At 43.5% G+C, this 26208-nt stretch carries 20 protein-coding genes; 8 read left to right on the top strand and 12 right to left on the bottom strand.

Translation table 11 applies throughout. The features are described from left to right. Positions 1–58: 58 nt before the first annotated feature. The gene (locus ACL6C3_RS00535; protein WP_413164341.1) at positions 59–1387 is read right to left on the bottom strand and encodes an adenylosuccinate synthase; all 1329 of its coding nucleotides are present in this window, start codon (positions 1385–1387) and stop codon (positions 59–61) included. 232 nt (positions 1388–1619) lie between these two features. Between ACL6C3_RS00535 and ACL6C3_RS00540 the strand changes: the two genes are divergently transcribed. Next, positions 1620–2651 (top strand): adenosine deaminase, encoded by a 1032-nt coding sequence (locus ACL6C3_RS00540; RefSeq protein WP_413164342.1) that lies wholly within the window; start codon positions 1620–1622, stop codon positions 2649–2651. 70 nt (positions 2652–2721) lie between these two features. On the opposite strand, the gene ACL6C3_RS00545 is transcribed toward ACL6C3_RS00540, so the two are convergent. The 7 genes from ACL6C3_RS00545 to ACL6C3_RS00575 all read right to left on the bottom strand — a co-directional run bounded on the left by ACL6C3_RS00545 (position 2722) and on the right by ACL6C3_RS00575 (position 9423). Then, entirely contained in the window at positions 2722–3441 is a 720-nt protein-coding gene (locus tag ACL6C3_RS00545) for an NUDIX hydrolase (protein WP_413164344.1), read from the bottom strand. A 225-nt stretch (positions 3442–3666) separates the two neighbouring features. After that, the gene (locus tag ACL6C3_RS00550; protein ID WP_413164345.1) at positions 3667–4104 is read right to left on the bottom strand and encodes an ATP-binding protein; all 438 of its coding nucleotides are present in this window, start codon (positions 4102–4104) and stop codon (positions 3667–3669) included. An 8-nt stretch (positions 4105–4112) separates the two neighbouring features. Continuing rightward, positions 4113–5126, bottom strand: coding sequence for an anti-sigma factor antagonist (locus tag ACL6C3_RS00555; protein ID WP_413164347.1), 1014 nt, complete (start codon positions 5124–5126; stop codon positions 4113–4115). A gap of 328 nt (positions 5127–5454) precedes the next feature. Then, a complete protein-coding gene (gene fmt / locus ACL6C3_RS00560) occupies positions 5455–6438 on the bottom strand; it encodes a methionyl-tRNA formyltransferase (RefSeq protein WP_413164349.1) in 984 nt (327 codons plus the stop codon). 254 nt (positions 6439–6692) lie between these two features. Then, positions 6693–7586: an OmpA family protein gene (locus tag ACL6C3_RS00565; protein WP_413164351.1), complete on the bottom strand. Its 894-nt coding sequence runs from the start codon at positions 7584–7586 to the stop codon at positions 6693–6695. A gap of 173 nt (positions 7587–7759) precedes the next feature. Continuing rightward, on the bottom strand, positions 7760–8821 hold the full coding sequence (locus ACL6C3_RS00570) for a DUF4335 domain-containing protein (protein WP_413164353.1): 1062 nt from the start codon (positions 8819–8821) through the stop codon (positions 7760–7762). Continuing rightward, positions 8818–9423 carry a DUF3038 domain-containing protein gene (locus ACL6C3_RS00575; RefSeq protein WP_413164354.1) on the bottom strand — a complete coding sequence of 202 codons (606 nt, stop codon included), beginning with the start codon at positions 9421–9423 and terminating at the stop codon, positions 8818–8820. The genes ACL6C3_RS00570 and ACL6C3_RS00575 overlap by 4 nt, the downstream gene beginning before the upstream one ends. Before the next feature lie 330 nt (positions 9424–9753). Between ACL6C3_RS00575 and ACL6C3_RS00580 the strand changes: the two genes are divergently transcribed. From ACL6C3_RS00580 to ACL6C3_RS00590, 3 genes are all read left to right on the top strand, one after another. After that, positions 9754–10269: an adenine phosphoribosyltransferase gene (locus ACL6C3_RS00580; protein ID WP_413164356.1), complete on the top strand. Its 516-nt coding sequence runs from the start codon at positions 9754–9756 to the stop codon at positions 10267–10269. Between the two features lie 74 nt (positions 10270–10343). Further along, positions 10344–11396 (top strand): ABC transporter permease, encoded by a 1053-nt coding sequence (locus tag ACL6C3_RS00585; protein ID WP_413164358.1) that lies wholly within the window; start codon positions 10344–10346, stop codon positions 11394–11396. 71 nt (positions 11397–11467) lie between these two features. Further along, positions 11468–11752: a hypothetical protein gene (locus ACL6C3_RS00590; protein ID WP_413164359.1), complete on the top strand. Its 285-nt coding sequence runs from the start codon at positions 11468–11470 to the stop codon at positions 11750–11752. 60 nt (positions 11753–11812) lie between these two features. On the opposite strand, the gene ACL6C3_RS00595 is transcribed toward ACL6C3_RS00590, so the two are convergent. Next, positions 11813–13030, bottom strand: coding sequence for a DUF790 family protein (locus tag ACL6C3_RS00595; protein ID WP_413164361.1), 1218 nt, complete (start codon positions 13028–13030; stop codon positions 11813–11815). 354 nt (positions 13031–13384) lie between these two features. On the opposite strand from ACL6C3_RS00595, the gene hpsE reads away from it, so the two are divergent. From hpsE to ACL6C3_RS00610, 3 genes are read left to right on the top strand one after another with little or no spacing between them, the layout of a single operon-like run. After that, positions 13385–14332 (top strand): hormogonium polysaccharide biosynthesis glycosyltransferase HpsE, encoded by a 948-nt coding sequence (gene hpsE, locus ACL6C3_RS00600; protein ID WP_413164362.1) that lies wholly within the window; start codon positions 13385–13387, stop codon positions 14330–14332. Between the two features lie 24 nt (positions 14333–14356). After that, entirely contained in the window at positions 14357–15391 is a 1035-nt protein-coding gene (locus tag ACL6C3_RS00605; protein WP_413164363.1) for a hypothetical protein, read from the top strand. After that, positions 15388–16311: a polysaccharide pyruvyl transferase family protein gene (locus ACL6C3_RS00610; protein ID WP_413164364.1), complete on the top strand. Its 924-nt coding sequence runs from the start codon at positions 15388–15390 to the stop codon at positions 16309–16311. The genes ACL6C3_RS00605 and ACL6C3_RS00610 overlap by 4 nt, the downstream gene beginning before the upstream one ends. Here the strand turns inward: ACL6C3_RS00610 and ACL6C3_RS00615 are convergent. Together ACL6C3_RS00615 and ACL6C3_RS00620 are read right to left on the bottom strand one after the other, a co-directional pair. Further along, complete coding sequence (locus tag ACL6C3_RS00615) at positions 16257–17450, bottom strand: AAA-like domain-containing protein (protein ID WP_413164366.1); 1194 nt, start codon at positions 17448–17450, stop codon at positions 16257–16259. The two genes, ACL6C3_RS00610 and ACL6C3_RS00615, sit on opposite strands and share 55 nt — an antisense overlap. Positions 17451–17476: 26 nt before the next feature. Next, positions 17477–19519: an AAA-like domain-containing protein gene (locus tag ACL6C3_RS00620; RefSeq protein ID WP_413164367.1), complete on the bottom strand. Its 2043-nt coding sequence runs from the start codon at positions 19517–19519 to the stop codon at positions 17477–17479. Positions 19520–20266: 747 nt separating this feature from the next. Here ACL6C3_RS00620 and ACL6C3_RS00625 point away from each other — a divergent pair. Further along, complete coding sequence (locus ACL6C3_RS00625; protein WP_413164368.1) at positions 20267–25162, top strand: GAF domain-containing protein; 4896 nt, start codon at positions 20267–20269, stop codon at positions 25160–25162. Between the two features lie 199 nt (positions 25163–25361). Here the strand turns inward: ACL6C3_RS00625 and ACL6C3_RS00630 are convergent, their stop codons facing one another. After that, complete coding sequence (locus tag ACL6C3_RS00630; protein WP_413164370.1) at positions 25362–26165, bottom strand: radical SAM protein; 804 nt, start codon at positions 26163–26165, stop codon at positions 25362–25364. Between the last annotated feature and the right edge of the window lie 43 nt (positions 26166–26208).

Raw genomic sequence — 26208 nt, forward strand, 5'->3', positions numbered from 1 at the left:
CTGACCCACCCGACAAATATATTATTACGTTAACTATCTAACCCACCCGACAATTAAACTAAACCGGTTGACCGTTAGAATCTAATAAACCCCGTTTGGGTCCGTGAATGGGATCTTCAATGATAATGGTTTGATCGCGACTCGCACCCAACGAAACGATCGCGATCGGCGCTTCCATAATCTCTGCGAGAAACTTCAAATAATCCAACGCCGCTTTCGGTAAATCATCTAAAGATCGACAGTCTTCAGTTGATTTTTTCCAACCCGGTAACGTCTCATAAATTGGCTTACATTTGCCAAATTTATGGGGATCGCTAGGAAGATTTTCGGAACGTTCCCCGTCAATATCGTAGGCGACGCAAACTTTAATTTCTTCCAATTCATCCAACACATCCAACTTGGTGATCGCCAAACAGTCCAACCCGTTAACCCGCACCGCATAGCGTCCGATCACCGCATCAAACCAACCGCAGCGCCGCTTCCGTCCCGTTGTCGTCCCAAACTCGGCACCGCGATCGCACAAAATCTCGCCCACGCCGTCCACCATCTCCGTCGGGAAAGGCCCCTCGCCCACGCGAGTGGTATAAGCTTTCGCCACCCCGATCACCCGGTCTATAACCGTCGGCCCCACACCTGCGCCCACACAAGCACCGCCGGCGATCGGGTTGGAAGACGTCACGTAGGGATAAGTTCCGTGATCGAGATCTAAAAGCGTTCCCTGCGCCCCCTCAAACAGCACATTTTCCCGGCGGCGAATGGCTTCGTACACCCGCAGAGACGAATCTACCACGTGAGGGCGCAAACGTTCGGCATATCCCAAATATTCTTCGATAACCGCTTCCGCATCAAGGGGCGGTAAGTTGTACAATTTTTCTAAGACGACATTTTTGCAGCTAATCGTCCATTCGAGTTGACTTCGCAATCCTTCGGGATTCATCAGATCGATCATCCGAATTCCCGAGCGATCCGATTTATCCGCGTAGGTGGGACCAATTCCCCGCCCTGTCGTTCCGATTTTCCGGGTTCCCCGTCGTTCTTCTGAAGCCTGGTCAAACAGCCGGTGATACGGCATTGTAACATGAGCCGTTTGAGAAATTTTCAGCTTGCTCGTAGAAACATTGAGGCTTTCCACTTGGTCGAGTTCTTGGATCAGTACCTTCGGGTCAATTACCGTCCCCCCGGCAATAATACATTCCGTGTCGGGATACAAAATCCCCGACGGAATCAAATGCAGTTTAAACGTTTGATCGTTGACAACAACGGTATGACCTGCATTCACACCGCCTTGGTAGCGAACCACAACGTCTGCTGACCGACTCAGCAGATCGGTAATTTTTCCTTTTCCTTCGTCACCCCATTGGGCGCCAACCACAATTACGTTAGCCAAGGGAATTCTACGCCAAGCTTCTAGTTTACACAAATCTTAATTATCATCACTAGATGTGATTTCTGTCAAATTAATTTTTGTAAAGGAAGAATCATTAAGATTTGTTAAAATTAGAACTATCACAAGAAATTCACGCGCAAACGATCCGTCATCCATCTTCTCGGTCTCTACAACTTGAGACTAGAACTTCAAGCTAATCGTTGTTCTTTGAATCAATAGAGTAAAATTTCCTATGACCTTACACGCAGAATTACATCGGCATCTGGGGGGTTCAGTAGTTCCCCGCATTCTCTGGCGGTACTTCCGACGCCACAATGACGACTTGGCTCAACGCTTTCCCCAATACGACGACTTTGAGGCGTTTTACACCAAACCCCGCAATACTCTTGATGAGTACCTAGAACTGCATACAATGGTGGAACACGTCCAAACCGCAGAAACATTACCCTATTTTATTTATCGGTTGATGCGGGGGGCTTACACCTTTGAAAATCTGGCTTATCTAGAATTACGTTATACTCCTTACCTGCGGACGCCCGAACACCTGAGTCAGTCGGAACGCATCGAGGCGATGGCCCGGGTCGTTGAAATTGTCGGGAAAGCCAGCCAGTTAAACGAGTATCCAATAGTGACCAGCCAAATTCTCTGTATGCACTCCCGGCTTCCCTACGAGGTGAATAAGGCGATCGTTGACTTGGCGGCACAAATGCCTCAATATGTTTGTGCGGTTGATGTAGCCGGGGGAGATGCTCACTACGGCGATCGCTTAGATGAGTTTGTCGGTTTATATAAGTATGCGCGATCGCGGGGTTTAAAAACAACGGGTCACGTTTACGAAACTGCCGACGGCTGTTATCCCGAACTATTGCCCTATTTAATGCGAATTGGTCACGGGATTCAAATTCCGTTAAAACATCCGGAATTATTGAGCGAATTAGCCAGCCAAAATCAATGTTTAGAAGTTTGTCCGACGACCTACATTAAGACGGGTACGTTGGACGATATGCGTCAGCTTAAAGTGGTGTTTGAACGGTGTTTTGAGGCGGGGGTTGATATTGCCATTTGTACCGATAACGCCGGACTGCATAATGTTCGTTTGCCCTTTGAGTATGAGAATTTGTTGACGCTGGATATTATTGATTTTCGTCAATTGCAAGCCTGTCAACGGGCGGCTTTTCGTCATGCTTTTGCTTGGCCCCATAGCGATCCCCCTGCGGAAATGTTAACGGAATTATTGAAACCCGAACCTTTACCGATAGGATAATAAATAGGCAATAGGCAATAGGGGTAAGGGGTAAGGGATAATTCTGTACGCGCAGCGAGCGCGAACGCGCTTACTCCTGACTCCTGACTCCCGACTCCCTGTTCCCTGATCCGTCGTTCCCTGTTCCCTGTTCCCTAATAACTGGTGACTGGTGACTGGTGAGGCAGTGCTGACTTGGCGGAATAGTCGCGAAGCAACTGCCGTTCGCGCAGCGTCTCCGAAGGAGATACCCGGAGGGTGACTGGTGACTGTAAAGCCTTTGCCATTCTAATAAGATTGCGCGACATTGTAGACAAGTTAAATCTTGCAGTAAATTGTTAATTCCCGAGGAAGTTAGGGGATAAGTTGCGCCTACTTTTTCGGGGATAATAACGGCATCGGGATTAATTTTTACTGCAAAACCGTACAGTTTTTGATTAGAAAAAGAACTGTTAATCGCCCAACCTTCCGGGTTTAAAGCTGTAGTTTCGATGATATTTTCCGAAACAATTCCTAACTCTCGCTTGAGGATATCTGGAACTGTATTTTCGGGAGTTTTATCGGAGGGAACCCGTCCACCAGCAAAATCTAGAGTGACCCGATCTAAACCGGGGCGATAGGTGGGAACCGGGAGTAAAAATTGGTCAGATTTTATCGTTAAAATGACAACAGAATCGGCTTTTTCAACTCGCCAATACTCCAGATTTTTTCCTTGTTCATCTTGGAAATGTTCGCCGATCAAAGTCAGCCAAGCCGAACGCATTTCAACAAAGCGATCTAACAATTTCCACTGAGATTTACTGGCATTCATTGAACAGAATTAACAGTGAACGGACTAATTAAGGGTTAAGGGTTTAAAGTCGTCATTGATCTCAATTTAGATCTTAATTGGATGAACTCTAACTCCAATTTTTCCAGAAAAAGAGAGAATAGAATCGTAATGCGATCGCCTTGAGTTTGGATAATTCAACGGTTGTTTGAACTGTCCCCGATCACCGACAGAAAATAGATGCTCCCTGATTGACTTTGAAAAGAATTAAGAAATTCGTTTTCGCATTAACAAACAATTGCGGTCATCGTCTGTGCGCGTGTAAGATAATTCATCCATGAGTTTGTGCATAAATAGAAGTCCGCGACTTCCCTCATGGGCGAGGGGATCGGTGTGTAAATGACGAACACACTGGAGAGTATGTTCTAAGTCAAAAGGTTGACCGAGATCCCAAATTCGCATTTCAATGTAATCGGAAAAAATCGTAACTTCGAGATTGATCGGTGTTGTTGGTGAAAGGGTGCGGTGAGCATGACGAACTACATTGGTAAAGCCTTCTGTTAGAGCAATTTTGCATTGATATAACAGATCCTCAGATAAATAGGTCGATGTCTGCTTTTCCAACCATTGTAGAATCTCATTCAGGGCATTCAGATCGGTCTGAACCTGAAACTGCGATCGCACCACAAGTGTGTTATCTCCCATGAATTTGATTACATTGCACCACTATTTTTCTGGAATAAGATCATTATAGTTTTAAAAATCAGTTGTAGGTCATACATCAAACTCCAGTTTTCTTGATATTTCAAATCCAGACGGATGATATCTTCAAAATCCTTGATTTGAGAACGACCATTAACTTGCCATTCTCCAGTCATTCCGGGTTTAACATCCAAACGTTGCCACTGGGGAACTTCGTATCGTTCCACCTCATCGGGAGTGGGAGGACGAGTACCGACCAAACTCATATCTCCCTTTAAAACATTCCAAAATTGGGGAAGTTCATCTAAACTGGTGCGCCGTAAAAACCGACCCACTTTGGTAATTCGGGGGTCATTTGTATTTTTAAAAATATGACCGGTGGCTTCGTTGGGAACTTCATGTTTGCGCTGTTCAGCATCAGCCGTCATTGACCGAAACTTCCACATCCGAAACTGTTTTCCCATCCAACCACAGCGAACCTGACCAAAGAAAATCGGCCCCGGACTGTCGCGTTTAATAGCGATAATAATCGGAACCGATAAAATGCCAGTAATCCCGAGTCCAACGATCGCACCGACAATATCAATCAAACGTTTCACCCAAGATCGAACCGATGGATGAGTGACCGGAAGTTGATTGTTATTAATCGGTTTATTAGCAGGTTTAACCTCGGAAGACGGAGTAGAATCAGGCTGTTGTTCAATGGTTAAAACCTGGTCGAGAGAGGTCAGTGAAAAAACCGCCATCACTTGCGAGCCAACATTTCTTAAAATCAGTTCGATTTCTTTGGCTTTAGCCGCTTTTAGATTGCTAATTAATGCACCAACTCCGCTACTATCAATAAATGTCGTTTGGCTAAAATCAAGGATGATTTTTTCCGGAGTCGGATTGGCATTGATGAGTTCTTGACAAGTGGTTTTAAAAGCAACCGCTTCCAAGACGCTCAAGCGACCCGGAAGATGAACCTCGGTAATATTGTCTTGGACGATGACTTCAAAATTCACCTGGGGGGTTTGGCTAACCATCTCAACGTTCCGCTAAATTATATTGCTACTATGCTCGGCTCTATCCTAATCTAAAACAGATGGTTTTGGAAAGATCGGCCGGAAAACAACCCCAATTGTATTCTATTGCTAGGTTTCTTCCTATCTTGAGATTTAATTCAACTCAAAAGCAGCACTTCTACTTATCAGTGAAGCGAAAATAAAAATTAACCTAAAAAACCCTGCCGATTCCGCCGTCCAACCGAAGAACAAGCCAATCGAGATGTCTTTTAAATCAAGATTAAATTTTGCCGATAGAAATAGGAGTAGTGACCCGAACCGGGCATAAATCGCATCGCTCTGCTTAATTTTACCCCAAAATTTCTCCTGTAGCTAGACGAGTTCCATTGGCAAAGTCCCAACCCGACTGATCGCGTTTTCCGGCCGGTTTAACTTCCCGCAATAACAGCAGTCCGTCTCCGGTTTGAACAACTGGCCCAAACCGTTTAACAATGTGGACAATTTCTCCGGGTTTTCCTGACAACTGGGACAATGTAGGTAACTGTTGTTCGAGTTCTTTTAACTCTAATGGCAGTTTTATTCCTAAGGGAATCGTCTGGCTAATTTTTAAAGCTTGTTGGCGAAATTCGGTCACACAATTGGGGAAAAACCCCCGCACTTGGTGATGAAGCGCGATCGCCGACTTTGACCAGTCTAACCGATAATCTTCCGGTTGAATCAAAGGGGCGTAGGTGGCTTGAGAATCATCTTGGGGTACGGGTTGAATTTCCCCCGCATTTAACTTGATCAGCGTTTCAACCAATAAATCGGCCGTTATACTCGATAACCGCCTTCCCAAATCAATGGCATTATCCAACAGTCCGATCTCAACAGACTGCTTGAGTAACATCGGCCCGGTATCCATTCCCGCATCCATCAACATGGTTGTAATACCGGTTTGGGTTTCGCCGTTGTAAAGACACCACTGAATCGGTGCCGCGCCGCGATACTGGGGTAAAATCGAGCCGTGACCGTTAATACAGCCCAAGCGTGGCATTTCCAAAATTTCCGGCGACAAAATCTGTCCGTAAGCCACCACCACAAACGCATCGGCTTCGGCTTCTTTGAGGCGAGAAAGGGTCTCTGGATGTTTTTTGACCCGTTTGGGTTGCCAAACCGGAACTTGATGCTTTACGGCTAATTCTTTCACGGGTGAAGGGCTTAACTTGCTCCCCCGCCCCCGCCGTTTATCCGGTTGAGTCACAACCGCCAACACTTCAAATTCTCGATGATCCAATAATTTTTCTAAACTCGGAACCGCAAATAAAGGCGTGCCAAAAAAGATGATTTTCATGGAAGTTGGGAATCGGTTTACAGTCACCAGTCACCAGTCACCAGTCACCAGTCACCAGTCACCAGTCAGAACAGTTTTCAGTTATCAGTTCCATCTCCCGACACCGGGGCGGGTTTATGTCAGTTATTTCTGGGAAAACATAGATTTTGCAGAACCCGCCCCTACATGACACTTGATGACTGTTCCCTGTTCCCTGTTCCCTGTTCCCTGTCCCCTGTAAAACTGGTGACTGGTGACTGGTGACTGGTGACTGTTTAAGGTGCGATCGCGACTTCGATCCGTCGGTTAAGCTGTTTATGGGTGGGGGAATCATTGGCGACGGTGGGTTGACCTTCTCCATAACCAATTGCTACCCAATGATACTCCGAACCGATCGCCGTTGATAGATAAGCAACAATCGCTTCAGCTTGTTGTAAAGACAAACTGAGATTTTGTTGAGCGTTTCCGGTATCATCGGTATGAGCGGCGACGCGAACAGAAGCGCCTTTGTAGTTTTCCAAATCGGCGATTAAAGTATCTAAAATCACACTCGCGCCCGGACGCAAACGGTTAGTATTGGTTTCAAATAAAACATCGCTCGGAAGCGTGACCACCAAGCCTTGAGAAGCGCGAAAACCGGTTGTTGGTTTTGTCGGAGTTAAGGTTGGGGTGGGAGCGGGAGTAGAAGAATTATTAGTCGTTACGTCTTCGGTTGAGAGTTGTCGCTCCATAATTTGTAGACGTTTTTCGAGGGTTTCGCTGGGGCGACTGATTCCCAATCGAGTTTCTAAAGCGGCGGTCCGTCCGATCAGAGTATTAAGCTGTTGTTGGAGTTCTTGAAGTTGGGTTTGCAGTTGTTGACGTTCTGCTGAAGTCAGTTGAACTTGAGGGCTAACCGGAGAAGGAGAAGTTTCCGAAGCGGGGGAGACAGAAGAAGTCCCCAACTGATAACTGTTCGTTTCGGCTTCTGGAGAGAACAATTTTTCAACTAAGGGTGCTTCTGTGCGGCTACTGGGGTAAACTTGAGCGATCGCCATGCCGATCACCCAGGCGATCGCGCTGCCGACTCCCAGTAATAATAACCGAAACAGAATCGACAGCACCATCACAGAAACGGATGGGCGGGGCTTGGGGGGGCGAATAGTTTTAGGTTGGGGAGATTTAGTCATCGGTCTATTTTTGGGGGTAGAAGCAGGATCAAGACTAACCCAACTCATCCAACCGCGATCCGGTTTGGGGTAGATTGAGGCTCGTCGGTCAACCCAACAAATTTAATCAATATTTTCGGTTAGATTAACTTTCGATCCGGCTAATTGAGCAACAGGCGGGTTAAAAAATCCCCTTAGGAGTCGCCCGAGTCTTCACCGGTCGTCTTACTCCAGGGGGTAATATCTAAAATCCCATCCGGATTAAAAATCACCTGATAATCGGCCAGAGGTTCATCCGGGGTGCGACTTCCTGCGGGTTTGTACAAAAGGTCAGCCAGAGGAATTTGATCTTCTTGAGACTCGGTAATCTCATTAACGGCTTTATAACCCACAATCGCCCCATCGGAGGCGACGCTGACCCGATAAGTTAACGGTTCGGTAAACGTGGGTTCAGTCTGCCATTCTCGGTTAATTTCCTCATACAATAAAGCTTGCAGGCGTTCAATTTCCACCGGATCGTTAATCGACTCCCCAGATAAGTTGGGTTCTAAAGACTCTTCCGGGCTTTCGCTCCCCACAGGCGGATCGCCCGAACCGGTGGCGGGGGGAGTTTCGAGAGATTCAATTTCGCTTTGAGTTTGGGGAACCGGTTCGGAGGGGCGACGAACCTCAGGAACCGGAACAAAGAATAAAGCCAGCGCCGCGACTGCTACACTGGAGAAACCGATCGCCGCAGGTAAAGCCTTTTGAGCGACCGGTTTTTCAGCTTTGAGGGTTCGTTTGGAGACGGGACGCAACTGTAAGGATAACTCGGGTAAAGTCTGAGAATCGGCAAAAAATTGATCCACCGCTTCGACCAAATCAAACAGTTGTACCGTGTTTAAATCAATTTGTTGGATAGAGGGGTTGGGTTGAGAAGGCTGTGAAACGGCTCCATTTTTGGGGTCATTCACCAACAAACGATGCTTATTTTCATCGAGTCGTTGCATCTGAACAATTTCCGGCTGACCGTTGACCGACTCGGGAGAGGGAACGCCGCTGAGAAAGCCTTGAGCGTATTGGTTGACTTGTTTGACCAAACTCTCAAAAAAATCTCGTCCGCCTGTCAGGGGTTGAGGATGACCGACAAAATGACATTCGGCATTCATCAACATCGACATCTGGGGGCGTTTGTCGTTGGGGTTGCTTTTACTATCGCTTAAACCCTGCAAAATCAGCTTACAGTTGGGCAAACTGTACTGGCGTTCTATGGTCATTCTACTTCTCCGTCAAACAAACTAATCCAAAATCTCTGCATTCCGGCGGTGCCTGTACAAAACAGCAATTTTCTCAACAAGTCCATTGCCAAAGCGTCTAACTTCTCATTAGAACTGTAGGCCATTACCCCGGCTCGGCGGGGGTTCATCCGACTGCGGAAGTGGGCGCGGAAACGTTCGAGATAACTTGATAATTGTAAATGCTGTTCGAGGGGCATTTGTTTCTTTTGCATTTGTTCGTAGTCCATCAGCAGTTGACGAATACGAACCGTTAATCGCCGCCCCAAACTACAAATAATCACAACTAAGGCTTTGGCTTCGGTCAACGTTAAAGGGCGTCGCTGGCTGTTGCGGCGTAGGGGGTTCGTGCTGCGAAGTTGCCATAACACCACCCGATTTTTAATAATATCTTGGAGATCCAGTTGGGACACCAACGCCAACATATGTTCGGAACCGCCCAGATACAAGGCTTCAATCGCCAATAGCATCAGGTCAATTTGTAAACGGGTACGGCGAGGACATCCGCGATCGGAAATCGGAAAATCGGGTAAACTGTCCAAAATGATCGGGTTTGATTGGGTGCTGGTCGTTTCTACTTGCATTTAAACTTACGGTTAACGGAATTCACGACGGACGGGCAATATTGACAAGAATATAACTTTCAAGAATTTGTATCTGTTTACGGATACCCGCAATTTCTAGAGTTCATACCTTCAGACCGATTTTATAGTGATTCACTTCAGGGTCAGATTCTCCCATCTGCTCAACTGGGCATAATTAGCGAGACAATGGCGCCAACCCTGTAACCTTCTAGTGTAGGATTTTTGAGGCATCAAATCGCTTGCTCGTTGATTAGCTTACAAAAATCGAGCCGCAAAGCCCATAGTTTGAAGCTGTGGGAGTATCAACCCTAACACCTATCCTAACGATTTATGGATCTCAAGTCTTTGATTCGTGATATTCCAGATTTTCCTCAGCCCGGTATTGTCTTCCGGGATATTACAACTTTACTGTCCCATCCGGAAGGGTTGCGTTATACTGTTGACCAACTCACCGAAAAATGCGCCGCTCTCGCTCCCGATTATATTGTTGGAATGGAGTCTCGCGGTTTTTTATTCGGTGTTCCTCTGGCCTATCAGTTGGGGATTGGGTTTGTCCCGGTTCGCAAGCCGAAAAAACTCCCCGGTCCGGTCTTTGCGGTTGAATATCAGTTGGAGTATGGTAGCGATCGCCTGGAAATGCACCAAGACGCCATGTCATCTGGAAGTCGGGTGTTAATTATTGATGATTTGATTGCCACCGGGGGAACCGCCCAAGCAACCGTTCAACTGGTAGAAAAAGCGGGCTGTGAAGTGGTGGGTTTTGCTTTTGTGATCGAATTAGTGGGTTTGGCCGGACGAAAACATTTACCTGATGTGCCGATTGTGACTTTATTACAATACGAATAGTCACCCCTTGAAGATTTTTCGGATTAGCGTTGCGTGCAACGTTTTTCCGAGCCACTTTGAAATTGAGAATTGCAATGACCAGCGAAACTTTTACTCAAGTTAGAAAACGTTTGGGGAATTCTATTGTTTCGGCTTTGAACAATGAAACGTTGGCTTATATTGCCAAGCGACTTTTACAAGCGGCAATTACGTTGTTGTTAGCTTCGGCTCTTTGTTTTACCATTACTCAGCTTGCGCCGGGGAATTATTTAGATAAATATCAAGAGATGCCCCAAATTTCCCCGGAAACTATCGCCCAACTTCGAGAAGAATTTGGGTTGGATAAACCTGTTATTCAACAATATTGGATTTGGTTAAAACAAATCGTTACCGAAGGTGATTTTGGCTTTAGTTTTGAAAATCGCAGACCTGTAGCCGAGTTGCTGTGGGAGCGAGTTCCCCCAACTTTATTGCTGGCTTTTTCTTCTTTAATTGTTACTTGGGCGATTGCGATTCCGATGGGAATTATTGCCGCAGTCAATCAAAATAAACTTCTGGACCGGGTTTTACAAGTGTTTAGCTATACGGGTCAGGGATTCCCCGCTTTTATTACGGCGCTATTATTGCTTTATGTGGCTCAAAAAACCTCTCCTTTATTTCCCGTCGGGGGAATGACAAGTATTGAGTTTCCCGATCTGTCTTTGGGCGGAAAAATAGCCGATTTAGCCTGGCATATGATCTTACCTACACTTGCTTTAAGTTTAACCAGTTTTGCGGGTTTACAGCGGTTAATGCGGGGACAGTTGCTTGATGTTTTGCGTCAAGATTATATTCAAACCGCACGGGCGAAAGGACTCCCCGAAAATCGGGTGATTTATGTTCACGCTTTAAGAAATGCGGTTAATCCTTTAATTACTTTACTTGGTTTTGAATTTGCGGGTTTATTGGGGGGCGCTTTTATTACTGAAAATTTCTTTAATTGGCCCGGACTCGGCAAACTGGTTTTACAAGCGGTTCGACAGGAAGATTTGTATTTAGTTATGGCGAGTTTGATGTTGGGTGCTGTTATGTTAATTGTTGGGAATCTTTTGGCGGATTTACTTCTAAAAGTTGTCGATCCTCGAATCAAACTCGAAAATCTCAAATAGGAATTTTATCCTAAAAATAGATTGGTTTGGGTGTATTTATACCCTTTTACAAATGGAATAACTGAATTGAAATGTACTCTCAAATTTACTATCTTGTCCGTTCAAAAGTCGATGGTCAATATGTTACCGCCCGACCCAATCCTGATTCGGTTCAAAGCTTTTTATTGCTATTTCCCGAACATTATGAAGCGTTAAGTTATCTCAATAAACACGCCGGTGATGTAGCCGACCGTTTTAGTGTAGAATCAATACCAGGTTCTCAATTAAAAGGGATTTTAAAGCGTTGGGGATTTACGGGAATTGCAATGGTTCAAGATTCAACCGGACCAAGAGTTGAATTTATGGAAGTTAGTTAATTCGGCTGCGCTTTAGCCTAACAACAATCATCCCAGTTGTTGGGCTTCAGCCCTTCTTTATCAACTTTCAATCACCTCTAAAATCGATTTGGGCTGTAACTTATTTTTGAACCAAACAATACGAGCGGGAATATTATTCAGCTTAACTCCCGCTTTTTCTAGGTTTAAACGTTCGGAAATCGCCAAGATTAAATTATCGCAGTCGGAATGACGAACTTGATAGAATTTCTTTTGTAAATATTCCGGGCGCCAATAGCCCACAATTTCTAATAAAAATACACGTCCGTCGGGATGAACCAAACGAAAATCGGGAATCATTACACTTCCCGGAAGCGGAATTAAATCGACTTCTCGTTCAAGTTTCCAGTCCGTTTTTAGGGAGTTCCAACGACTCGCAAAAGACTGTTCTAACATACTATCATAGGGTTTTCCCGGTGGATAATGACTGACTAAACTACAATCAGAATTGAGACTAAAATAGCCTGTCCGCACGACTCCACTATAAGGATCGCGTTGTTGTAAGGTTGCTTTCAGACTCCAACGGGTTACATGAAGTAAGGCGGGAATCATTTTAGCTAATGCTAAACCGTAACGGGTACTGGGTTTAAATAAACTGGTTGGTCCGTCTAACGTGAGGGTAAAACCTTGTTCGGCGTCTCCTTCAATATAACTCATTAATTGAAAGAATTTCAAATAGCGAAATAAGAGTTTATATTCGCCCGGATCGTTGCGGTGGGCGTTAATTTTAATCTCGCTGGCTCGATAAAAAATACCCTGAACTTGAGATAAATTAAACCGATGTAATAAAGCTTCTGGGGTGGCTTCTTCAAATTGAGTTAGGATTCTATTTTCTTGTAAATCTGCATATAAACCCTTTTGAATTTCATCTAAAACAACTTCTCTTTTGAGTTTTTGCGATAAATTTAAAGCCAATTGTTCTAAAGTGTTTTCGGTATTTTCTGGACTGGGTAGGCTGTTAGCGGCTAAGGTAAAAACCTGTTCTCTTAATTCAATGGGTTCGAGAGGGCTGATAATTTCAAAAGTACAAAAACTGCTTTTTAACAAATGAGCAAGTCCCCGTTTGAGGCGATAATTTGGACTGTCTCCTTCAAATTCACTCAGGCGTTGGTTGAGTTCTCCCTGAGTAGAATTTACAGAGTCTTTGAAGCAGGAAATCACCTGATTTGCAATGTCTAAATTTTGAGCATCAATTTTCAAACGCAGGGGAACAATGCTTTCTCCTTGTTGGCGATGACTTAATAAATCACTCGGTAACATTTGCTGATAGTTTAGATTCTAGAAAATAGATTTAACTCAATTTTATCATCATCGAGTTAAGATTTACAGCAAACAATTCATTCTAAAAAGTCTGTAGAATATTTTAATCTAATATTTTAATCTCACCGAATCGGTAGGTTTGATGACTGCTTTACAAAAAACCTCCCCATGTAAAGTTTTGATAAAGAACGTTAGATTTGACTTTGATTTTAATCTATTATTAACTCAAACCCTGTATCTTAAAGTTATTTCATAAAAAACAATTGACTAAAATCTTGAAATATACTCTAATGTTAGTTTATAGTGTAATTCTGTAAAAATAAAACTAAAACCCTGACACTATTAGAGAGTCTTATGATTGATTTTACAGTCGTAATCTGTACTTATAATGGAGAAAATCGTTTACCCCAAGTTCTCGATCTCCTCCTCATTCAAGACCAAACTGAAAACCTGGCTTGGGAAATTTTAGTTGTTGACAACAATAGTACAGACAAAACTAAAGAAGTCGTCGAACAGTATCAGTCTAAATCTCCCCAAACTTATCCTAAAATTCGATATTGTTTTGAAAAAAAACAGGGGATAGCATTTGCTCGGCGTTTGGCGATTAACGAAGCACAAAGTCCTTTAATTGGCTTTCTAGATGATGATAACTTACCCGAAAAAGATTGGGTGTATTCGGCTTATTCCTTTGCACAATTGCATCCTCAAGCCGGCGCCTTCGGAAGTCAACTCAAGGCGTTATATGAAGTCAATCCCCCGGAAAATTTCCATCGAATCGCGTGCTTTTTAGCCGTCGTTAATCGGGGTGAAAAAGCATTCCGCTATGACTTATTAGAACGTTGGTTGTTTCCTCCGGGTGCGGGTTTAGTGATTCGGAAACAAGCTTGGTTAGACTGCGTACCCGAACAACCTTTTTTTACAGGAGTTGCAGCACAGTCTTTACAAAACAAAGGCGAAGATATTGAAATTCTATCTTATTTAAGAAAAAAAGGTTGGGAAATTTGGCACAATCCCCAAATGAAAGTTAATCATCTGATTCCGTCTAGTCGCTTAGAAAAACCCTATCTTTTGAAACTGCTTCGCGGAATTGGTTTGAGTCGGTATTACACGCGGATGCTGCAAATTTCCGCCTGGAAAAAACCGATTTTTACCGTTCTTTTTGTTGTGAATGATCTGCGAAAGTTAATTTTTCATTACGTCAAAAATCATAAAGTTCTCAATACCGATGTCGTGACTCGTTGTGAACTCGAACTTTATTGGAGTAGCTTGATTAGTCCTTTTTATTCTTTTTTTAAAACTTAGAAAACACTTAAAAACACTCAACCCATGATTCAGCCTCACATCTACTTTTACATCCCTCAAGACTTGTTTCCCCTGGAAAAACCTAAAAATTTCAATGAAAATTGGCGGGGGTTTGGTCTGGGAATTTATGCTTGGACATTGCAAACTTATCTGCGTTTAAAAGCGGATGGTTTTCCCTGTGAATTAGTCAATTATTTACCCCAGTCTGGAATTGTTTTAACTCATCGCAACTGTCTTTCTATTCAGAAATCGATTAAACCCGGACAAAATTTATTACTCATTTGTATCAAAGCCGAATCGGATTTTTATCCTTACGCTCAACTTCATGTGGTTCAAAATCCCGAAGAAACAGCGACTTTCAATCCAACATATTATATTCCGCACTGGACGCAACCGGGATTAATTCCTCGGGATTATCAACGGGGAGAACGGTTTGAAAATATCGTTTTTTTTGGTCATCTTAATAACCTCGCTCCCGAACTTTTAAGCGATGAATGGAAAAATACTCTGTCTCAACTTGGCTTAAATTGGTGTCCTATTATTAATAACAATCACTGGACAGATTATCAATCCATTGATCCTCGTTGGAATGATTACAGTCAAGCCGATGCGGTGGTTGCTATCCGCAGTTTTGGAAAAGAAAATAAATATATTAATAAGCCAGCAACGAAACTTTTTAACGCTTGGTTGGCGGGTGTACCTGCTGTTTTAGGTTATGAGTCTGCTTATCGTGCCGAGGGAATACCAAACTTTAATTATTTAGAAGTTACTTCTTTAAATGAGTTACTTTTCGCTCTAAGACAGTTAAAATCTAATCGAACAATCCGACAATATTTAATTCGGAATAGTCAATCAAAACTCAATCAAATTCACTGGGATAAAATTATTAAAAAATGGCGTTATTTTCTCGAACAAATTGCAACTGTGGCGTTTGATGAATGGTGTTCTAAACCCCGTCGAGTTCAAAATATGATTCTTGAAAGTCGCTATTTGTCTTGGATGATTAATCGAGGAAAGTCTAAAATTCTATCTTCTACATTCAAAAAAATAAGCCAATGAAACTCTTTTATTATCAACGTCGGGATGGGTTTAGTAATTTTGGAGATCAACTGAATAATTGGTTGTGGCCCCAACTGTTACCCGGATTTTTTGATGAAGACGAAACAACGGCTTTTATTGGCATTGGAACCCTGTTAAATCAAGTTTTACCCCAACGAGTTCCCCAAGCTAAACGTTTAATTATTTTTAGTACGGGAGCCGGCTATGAACAGCCTTTAAAAACGATAGATAAGAGTTGGAAAATTTACTGTGTTCGGGGAAAATTATCGGCTAAAAAGTTGGGTTTATCTCCGGATTTAGCCATTACTGACGGCGCAATTTTAACGAGGCGTTTATATCAACCTTTACCCGAAAAACGTTATCATTTTACCTATATGCCACATATTCACCACGCAACTTTTGCGGGAGAAATCTGGAAAAATATCTGTGAAAATATCGGATTTTGTTATCTCGACCCCCGCTCCTCTGTTGAGGAGGTTTTATCTACCATTAACCAAACCGAAGTTTTACTCGCCGAAGCCATGCACGGCGCAATTATTGCCGATATTTTTCGGGTTCCTTGGATTCCAATTATCACCAGTCCGAGAATTTTACCGTTTAAATGGAAAGATTGGTGTTCTTCTATTGGCGTTCAATATTACCCCTATTCTCTTTCGCCTTTTGTTGAATCTTATCCCAAATATGCCAGAGGAATTAATTCTTCTGTGAAGGCTTTTAACCACTGGAAAAATAGCTTGTGGCAATTTCCAAATTTTACTCAATTTTGGCAAGAACAACAACAACTTTATCAAATCCAACTGCTAAAAATTGCTGAAACTGGACGACAACAACTCAGTTTAGATTCCCAACTGGAACGCTTGACAGTTCAACTGGAAGAAAAGCTGGATTTGTTGAAAACAGATTGGGGTTCTAATTCTTGAGGGTTTAACTGTTGAATACCAGAGAGTTTATTTTCAACCCATTTGAGGTTAAAAACGTGGCGATAGATAAGATTTTTAACTTTTAATAATCCCCGATGTTCGACAACCAATCCACTTAATAACAGTTCTGTTTTGTCTTCAGTTTTATCGGCTTTCACATCAAAACCTTGTAAGATTTGCTGATAAATTCTGAGGAGTTTTTGAGTTTTTCGCCCGTCGTTGTATATGATGCGGTTTTCAATCGTCCGTAAATGTTCGGGTTCATCTTGAAATTCCCAATCTTTCAAAATAAAATAATGCACTATTTTTGTAATCCATAATTCTTCTTGTCCCTCGGGAATGATAAGCTGTTGATGGGGAGAGTATTGAATAATTTGCCAAACAATTTTACACAGCTTTTGGGTTAAAAAGGGTTGTCCATTGGTCCACAACAGTATTTGTTTTAAAATCCGGTGAGGTTGAAAGACTTTTCCTTCAAACGGTTGAATTAGGGGTTGAATTTCTGTCGGTTTAAACCCTGAAAGTCTGATTTCAGTCGCCCCAAAAAAAGGACTTTTAAGGCGATTTTTGACTAAATCTGAGGGCGTTGTTACCCCGAAGACAGCAAAAGCAAGGCGATTGTATTCAATAGCCGCCCGTCGCTCCGAGTAAAATTGAATTAAACTAAAAAAATCATCGACAGAAAAAGGTAAATTCAAAAGACTATCAACCTCATCGATTAAAAAAATTAGTTTATTGTCTGGAATATAAACGGTTAAAATTTCTCTAAGCAACTGATGAAGTCGCCCCACCGGTTTGAGGATTTGGTGATTTTTCCACCAGGTATTAAACTGGATTTTTTCCAGCAGATCTAGCTGCAAACAGATTTTATACAATAGCCTTTTATACCAGCATTCATGGGTAATATTGGGGTCGCTCAAACTGCTCATATCCAGAGAAATACAGCAGCATCCATCCGCTTCTAAATGACATTTTATTCTAACTAATAAAGAAGATTTTCCCATTTGACGAGCTTCAAAAACCGAACAAAATTCGCCCGATTTCAAAGCTGCATAAAGCTGAGAATCTGCGGAGCGGATCACATAACTGGGATCGTTAAATTTAAGACTACCACCAACTTGATACTGAGAGAGAAACATTAGCACCCACCAAGGATCTAAAAACGTTAACTAACGATATTAGCTTGAAACTGACTAACCGTTACTCGATTTCGTCCTTTTCTTTTAGATTGATAGAGTGCGCGTTCAGTGGCTTGTATAATCGATGTATAATTCTCATCTGCATGGGGAATTGTATTAGAAACTCCTAAACTAACCGTGACAAACTCATCGGGAAAACCCCCGAACTTTTGACTTTTAATTTCAATAGCTAAAGACCTAACTTTCTCGCGGATTCTTTCAGCAACACAGACCGATCCCGACAGGTCGGTTCGGGGGAGTAAAATCAAAAATTCTTCTCCGCCATAACGGGCGACTAAATCATCTGGACGGTTAACACATTCTCGAATTGCTCTGGCAATTTGTCGCAAACAATCATCCCCCGCCGAGTAGCCATAAATTGTATTGTAGATTTTGAAATAATCTATATCACAAATAATTAAGGAGAGATTTGTTTGGTTGCGAGATGCGCGTTGCCATTCCATTTGTAGATAGCTATTAAAGTAACGTTGATTGGCGAGTTGAGTCAACTCATCTAAATTACAAAGCTGTTGTAACTCTAGATTTTCCTTTCTTAACTGATCGGAATCTGCCGGATCTTCTATTTCACTTGTATCAGTATATGGAACCAATGTAGAGAGGGGGATCTCCCCAGAGGTGGGTAAAAGTTGTTTGGTGAAATACAGACGGTACAATGCACAACAAAACTGCATTCTATCGCCTTCTAGCTCAATCAATCCTAAACTTTTTAATCGGTGTGCCATGATCGGTTCTATACTCACCCCGAGATCGGATTGAACCATCTTTTGAACGGTGGCTTTTAATTGGGGTTCCGCTTGAATTATGGCGAGCAAATGGCGCAGATAATCGTTATAAATTCCCGCTTCTGTTGCTGCTGTTTCTAACATTTCTTCAAAGCGATCTTGCGGACTTAGCTGTAGTTCCGATTCTGAATTTGAGTCAGCCGATTGTCCAATAGATCGGTAATGGAGAGGATATTCAGGGAAAGTTAAATGATAAAATGCTAGCTGAATTAAATAAGGATGTCCTCCCACCATATTCATCAGTTGCTCAATTTTATCGCTTCCCATCCAGGTTAATCGGTATTGGCGGGCGAGTTGTTGAACTTGCTGAGAATTAAGCGGGGGTAAAGTGAGCGGTAAACCCACATTAAACGGGGACTGATGCAGCTTGAGAGACTGATAAATTTCCGTCGAGTAGGTGACAACTAAACGGAGTTTTTGCCAAAGATTAACCTGGCGAGCTTGTTCGTGCCAAAATCTCAACAACGGCAAAAAATCTCCGGCGATTTCGGGAAATTCAAACAGGCGGTCGAGTTCCGTTAACACCAAAACAATTGGGGGCTGAATTTGATTGAATAGATAACCCTGAAAATAACTGGTACAACTGACTTTGCTCCCCAATTCTTCATCCCAATACTGTTCGATCCTCGACTCCAAATTTAATTCTCGGGTCACATTAATACTGAACCAACGTAAGAACGTATTCAGATCGCTAAAAATCCGGCGATCCGCCTGTTGAAAATCGATAATTACCGTCTGATAATTGTCCGTTTCAGCCCGAGCCAGCAAATAAAAAATTAGAGAACTTTTTCCCATTTTTTGGGGCGCTCTAATCCGGATAAAACTACCCGGTTGAGTCATTTCTGTGTAGGCGAGTTCCTCAATGGGAGGTCGGGGAATATAAAAATTAGAGTTGTACAATAAAGGACGATTGGGAAATTCGACAACCGTTTTCACTAAAGATTCTGATTGCTTGTGAATCAACTGCTGTTGAGCAAGGGTCAAAGAACGGGACTCCAAAATTTGTCGAAAACTGGCTTTGCTGATTGATTCTCCCCAAGTTTCACTGAGCAATAACCATAACTCAGCGGCGACTTTACGAACTCGTTCGGCACCATAAAAGGCTTCCTTGGCAATTACTGTATAAGTTTTTCCCTCCCATGAGAGACGGAGAATGAGTTCTTGGAGAGAGGTTAAAGATTCTGACCGGGTAGCATTAAGCACCTGTATCACTTCATCAATTGTCATTGAGAAGGCACACGAAGAAATTTTACGATGGTTTAAGGTTTTGAGTATTCAAGGATCTGATACTCGATATTTCATGTTATCTGAAATCGGATAGCGGTTGTTTGTCTCAGTCTAGATCTTTTCTGGGCTTTGCGTAGCGTCTCCGAACGGGAATCACCGCTATGTAAGACTTTGAGCAACGTGGGATCGACTCCTATGATTCAATAGACAACAGTGAACAGCTTTAATCTTCTCATACCTGGCTCATAAATCTTGTAGCTGTTTCTCCCGAAATCTGAGACTGGGGCGATGAGAATGGCTACAAAACTGGCTTGACAATATTTTTTTTTTGTGATAGTCTCGCGATTATTTTCGGGGACTTAAAATAGAGTATAGTTCTTAGAAATGCTCACAAGAACAGACTTAGAAAAATTCGTTACAACTGTTTCCAAATTTCAATTAATCCCGTTACCCAATTTGGAATTAATACCCAAGTTCCTCAAAAATCTACCCCAAAAATTCGCAGGGGACTGAGATAGAGCTACAATTTAAACGGGAAAGAATAACGCTGATAAATTTCTCAAACCCATTAAGACACCGTTTGAGAAGCAGTTATCTCTAGAGTTGATGACTTCTTTAACAAAGTCTGGGTGCAGTTGTCAACTCCCGAACCCCAACCCTCAAAAAAACCTCAACCAACAGGAAAACAACATCAGGAGTGCCGATCCCCCTTGTCTTCCCCACCCGATCGTCGGTCGTTCAAATCCTATGTGGAAACTTCTAATACCCTACCTGTTTATTCCAAGTCTGAGTGATCTGAGCAGCCTTTACAACTCAAAGCCTTTTTCCCCAATCTTCTTACACGCGGGGGGCGACATTTTACTGGCTCTAACTTATTACCTGATCTTAGCCCTACTCATCTACTGGGTTCAGCAACGACCAGATTTTCCCGAGCGCCGCGCCTACATCTGGCTCGGTGTTTTTCTGTTGGCGAGCGGAACCACCAAACTCCTAGACCTGTGGACCTTCCAATTTGGCGATCGCCCTGCTCTCGAACCGATCCGCTTTTTGCTGATCTCCGCCTCCGTCTACAGCGCCTTCATTTTACTCCCCAGACTCCCAAAAGTTCTAGCATTACCCACATTAGAGCAATTTGCCACCATTAACGCCACCCTACAAGTCGAAATTCAGCAGCGCTATCTCGCCGAAGATCTCCTCAAAAAATTAGTCGCCGGAACAGCAGGCGTTACCGGAACCCAATTCTTTTCGACTTTAGTCGAACACCTAGCCACCATTCTCGCCGTCCCCAACGTTTTAATCACCCAAATCAACCCAAAAAACCCCTCTCAACTCAAAATCCTCGCTTTTTGGTCCGACGGACAACTCCACGCGATCGCCAATATACATCGAAAAGGAATGCCCTGCGAAACCGTCATCCAGACCGCCTGTCTGCAATTTTACCCCGATCGCCTGCAAGACCAATTTCCCCAAGTCCCCCTGCTAAAAACCCTAAACTCCGTCTCCTATTTGGGCGTTCCCCTCCTAGACGGAAACCAACAGGCCATCGGCACCCTGTCCATCCTCAGCGATCGCCCCCTCAGCAACGAAGCCAGCACCCAAGCAATTTTAACCCTATTCGCCGCCCGAGTCGTCGCCGAAATCCAACGTCTAGAAGCCGAAATCGCCCGAAATCAAGCCTACAACCAACTCGAAATGCGGGTTGAACAAGCCACAGCCGGACTGCGATCGCGAACCGCCGAACTCGAAACCGTCAACACCAACCTCGAACGAGAAATTCAAGATCGAGTCGCCGCCGAATTTAGCATCCTCACCAGCGGCATTCGCCTTCGCAAACAACAAGTCGGACTGCTCGAACTGGCCCAAAGTCCCCACATTTTCGAGGGAAACCTCACCCCCGCGATGAGAGAAATTACTCAAATCGCCGCCCGTACCCTCAATGTTAGCCGTTCCGGGATCTGGTTTTACAACCGAGATCAATCCGAACTTCACTGTGCCTATTTGTACCCCAACTCCACCTATTCCCCCAAAAAACCAGAACTGACCCTTTCGCGCGCCCAATGTCCGAGCTATTTTGACGCCATCAACGCCCAACGAGTCATCGGAGTTGCCAACGCCGACAGCCACGAAGACACCCAACCCCTGAGCGCCATCTATCTCCAGCCTCACGGTATGATCGCCTTACTGACCGTTCCCATTCGCTTCCAAGGCCAAATTGTCGGCATCATCAGCCTCGAAGATCGCCACAGTCGAGACTGGGCGGTAGAAGAACAAAACTTTACCAGCTACCTGGCTCAAATGACCTCTCTCGCCTTGGAAAGCCAAGAGCGCAAACAAGCCGAAGCCGCCCTGCGTTCCAGCCAACGGTGGGTGCAGCAAATTGCCGACGCCTGTCCCGGAATTTTATATCTCTACGATCTCTCCCAAAACCGCAACCTCTACGTTAACCGCACCGTTGGCGATCTTCTCGGGTACGACACCGCCGAAATTCAAGGGATGGAGCGGAATTTCTTTCAAGCTTTGATGCACCCGGAAGACTTGGCCGGATTATCCGATTATTACGCTCAAATGGCGATCGGTTGCGAAGGAGATGTGTTTGAAATTGAGTATCGCATGAAACACCGGGACGGCCATTGGTTGTGGTTGGTGAGTCGGGATACGGTGTTTACTCGCAGCGAGTCGGGACAACCCCAACAAATTCTCGGCACCGCCAACGATATTACCGAAATTAAACAAGCCGAAGCTCAACTGCGGAACTCGAAACAACTGTTGCAATTAGTGATTGATAATATCCCCCAGTTAATTTTCTGGAAAGATTGCAATTCAATTTATCTCGGATGTAACCGCAATTTTGCCCAATTGGTTGGACTCCATACCCCCGAAGAAATTGTCGGGAAAACTGATTATGATTTACCCTGGGCGAAAAAATCTCTCATCTCTCGTCGGGCGCTTGAAAATGATTTATTAGAATATCATTTAATTGAAGCCCAGTTGAACCTGGAAGGAAACCCCATCTGGCTCGATACTCATAAAATACCTCTCCACGATGTTGAGGGGAATTTTATTGGGATTCTCAGCACCTACGAAGATATTACCGAACGCAAACAAGCCGAAGAAAAACTTCGCGCCAGTCAAACCAGTCTCGCCACCGCCCAACGAGTCGCCCATGTGGGAAATTGGGAACTCGATTTTCCCTCTCAAAAGATTTCTTGGTCTGAAGAATTATTTCGGATTTTTGGTCGCGATCCCGCTCAAGGAGAACCCCGTTATCGGGAATTAATCAAATTGATTCATCCTCAAGATCGATCGCTTTGGCAACATCATGTTAGACATTTTTTAAAGTTCGGACAATTCACAGAATTTGACTGTCGAATTCTTCGACCCGATGGTTCGTTCCGTCATATTGAAGCGCGAGGACAGGGAATTTTAAATCATCAAAATCAACTGATTCGTGCGGTGGGTACGACGCTTGATATTACCGAACGAAAGCGTTCTGAGCAAGCTTTGCGAAACATGGCAGAACGAGAACGGGCTTTTTCTAAAGTCTTGCGTCGGATGCGCCAGTCTCTCGATTTACAGACTATTTTTAATAGTACCACTGCCGAACTTCAAGAAGCGCTCAATAGCGATCGGGTTGTTATTTATCAATTTTCCCCGGACTGGAGTGGAAAATTTGTGGCGGAGTCGGTTGGGGAACAATGGCGACCTTTATTGAATTCTACCGCTCCCAGTTCGACGGTTGAAAATACTGTTAATGACGATCAATGTACGGTTCAAGATTTGGTCAGCATTCAAGATACTTATCTCAAGGATACTCAAGGCGGCTTATATCGACAGGGTGTTACTTATCTGTGTGTTAATGATATTTACAAAGCCGATTTTTCTGATTGTTATATCGAATTATTAGAACAATTTCAAGCTAAGGCTTATATTACGGTTCCGATTTTTTGCGGAACTCAACTTTGGGGACTGTTGGCGACTTACCAAAATTCTAGGTTCCGAGAATGGGAAGAAGCCGAAATTCGGATGATGGTTCAAATTGGAATTCAGTTGGGGGTAGCGGTTCAACAAGCCGAACTTTTAGCCAAAACTCAACAGCAAGCTAAAGAACTTACACTCGCCAAAGAAAGCGCCGATACCGCCAACAAAGCCAAGAGCGAATTTTTAGCCAATATGAGTCACGAACTTCGTACTCCTTTAAATGCAATTCTGGGTTTTACTCAGTTGATGAACAACGATATCAATCTCTCGGAAGATGATCAGCAGTATCTTAATATTATCAGTCAATCCGGCGAATATTTGCTCCATTTGATTAACGATATTTTGGAAATGTCGAAAATAGAAGCCGGACAGGTTCTCCTCAATGAAAATAGTTTTGACTTGCACCGTTTGCTGAATAACCTTGAAGAAATGCTTCAGCTAAAAGCCAAGTCTAAAGGTTTAAAATTACTCTTTGATTGCGATACCAATGTTCCCCAATTTATTCAAACGGATGAGAAAAAATTGCGCCAGGTTTTAATTAATCTCTTGAATAATGCGATCAAGTTTACCGAGTCCGGTTCCGTCACCCTGCGAGTGCGATCGCAAAGGGGGATTTATCATAATTTTACCTGCTGTTGCGAACCCAAACACATCACCAAGCTGAGTTCTCTATCCCCCGAAAATATCCCTTCAGAACCCCCAACAAATTCCCGGGATTCTGTAGATTTAATTCCGGTTTATTTTGAGGTTGAAGATACGGGATTGGGAATTGCTTCCCACGAACTTAATCAATTATTTGAAGCGTTTACTCAAACCGAAACGGGTTTAAAATCCAGCGAAGGAACCGGGCTGGGTTTGCCCATTAGTCAGCGCTTTGTACAACTGATGGGTGGAGAAATTACCGTCTGTTCTCAACCGGGTGTCGGGAGTATTTTTGCCTTTGAAATTCAGGTTAAACAGACCGATAAAAATTCGATTCAACGGGTTGATTCTAACCGAAAAATTTCTGGTTTAGCCCCTCAACAACCGATTTATAAACTTTTAGTTGTTGAGGATAAATTTACCAATCGTTTACTTTTATTGAAGTTGCTACAGTCCGTTGGATTTGATGTTAAAGAAGCTAAAAACGGACAAGAAGCTATCACAATTTGGTCAATTTGGCAACCGGATTTAATTTTTATGGATATCAGAATGCCGGTGATGAATGGTTATGAAGCTACCCAATATATTAAATCTACACCCCAGGGAAATCAAACTATTATTGTCGCCTTAACCGCCAGCGCCTTTGAAGAAGATCGTCAAATGATTTTATCTGCGGGATGCGATGATTTTATTCGCAAACCCTTTCAAGAAGAAGAACTCTTAACCACCATTAGCCAACATTTGGGTGTAGAATATCTCTATGCAGATTCAACCGATAATTATGATTCTTCTGGATTAAAGACCAACGCTGATACCGATTTTATTTTGGATTCTCACGCTTTAAACGTTATGCCCCAAAATTGGATTAAGCAACTTCATTATACCGCTTCTCAGTGCAGCGATGTGTTAACCTATGAATTGATCCAACAAATTCCCCCAGAAAACGCACAACTCGCCCACAAATTGAGGGAATTAGTCGATAATTTCCGCTTCGATCGCATTATGGAACTTTCGGAAAATTGATAGTAAACAGTTTTGTAGGGGCGGGTTCTGACTCTATCTATATTTTCCCAGAAATATCCGGGGCGGGTTTATATTCGTTATCTGTGGGTAACAGACATTAATTGAGAACCCGCCCCTACGTTTAGGATTATTAATTAGTCGGACATGATATAACATACATTAATTGAGAACCCGCCCCAACATCACTGGTAACTATTTATTATTTTGAATAGACCGTCCTAACTGGAATACCGATCTGGGTTTGAATCTCTTCGGCTAAGGCTTGTAAAACCGCCTCAGAGACACATTTTAACTGACGAACTTCGTAGGGGCGAACATCGGCTATAGTATGATTTCCTCGCCCATCGAGTTGGCGTTTAACCGGTTTGGGACGGGTGGGAGTATTCAGTTGAATTTCTGTCGGTTTGATCGCTTTCATCTGGCGAATATATTCGGCTTTGACAGATTCATCCCAAGCTGATAAAATCATGGTTTGTATGCCCAATTCGCCTTGATACTCGGCACAAAATTGTTCAATTCCCGCCCAAAGGTTCTCAAAATTTACTTCGCGATCGGGTCGGTTTACCCGTCTTAACCCTTCTGCTGAAACCGCATCCAGTTTAACAGAAACGCGATCGGCTAAACCCAAATCCGAACGCACTTTAGCATCATTTAACAAAGTCGCATTGGTTAACACTAAAGTCGGGCGATGGGTTAATTGTTTAATCTCGGTTAAAATTTCCCCTAAATTCGCCGCTAACGTCGGTTCACCGCTTCCGCTGAGGGTAATTACATCCACATCCCAAGGCGCGAACGCTTTTAATTCTTCTAAAATTTGGGAAGTGGGAATATATTCTTTGCGATCGCTTGTGATCTGTTCAATTTCTCCGAGTTGACAATAAACGCAGTTAAACGAACAAGTCGAGACAACACCAATAGGATCAATCCCCAGCGATCGCCCATATCGCCAAGAGGAAACCGGCCCGTAAACCGTCGAAAAGGGAACAGGGGTAGAATTTGCCATAATCGCTTCTCCTAGCCGCATCATGCCTGATATGATATCCGAT

The sequence above is a fragment of the Capilliphycus salinus ALCB114379 genome (assembly GCF_047276495.1).
Classification (GTDB): Bacteria; Cyanobacteriota; Cyanobacteriia; order Cyanobacteriales; family Microcoleaceae; genus Capilliphycus; species Capilliphycus salinus.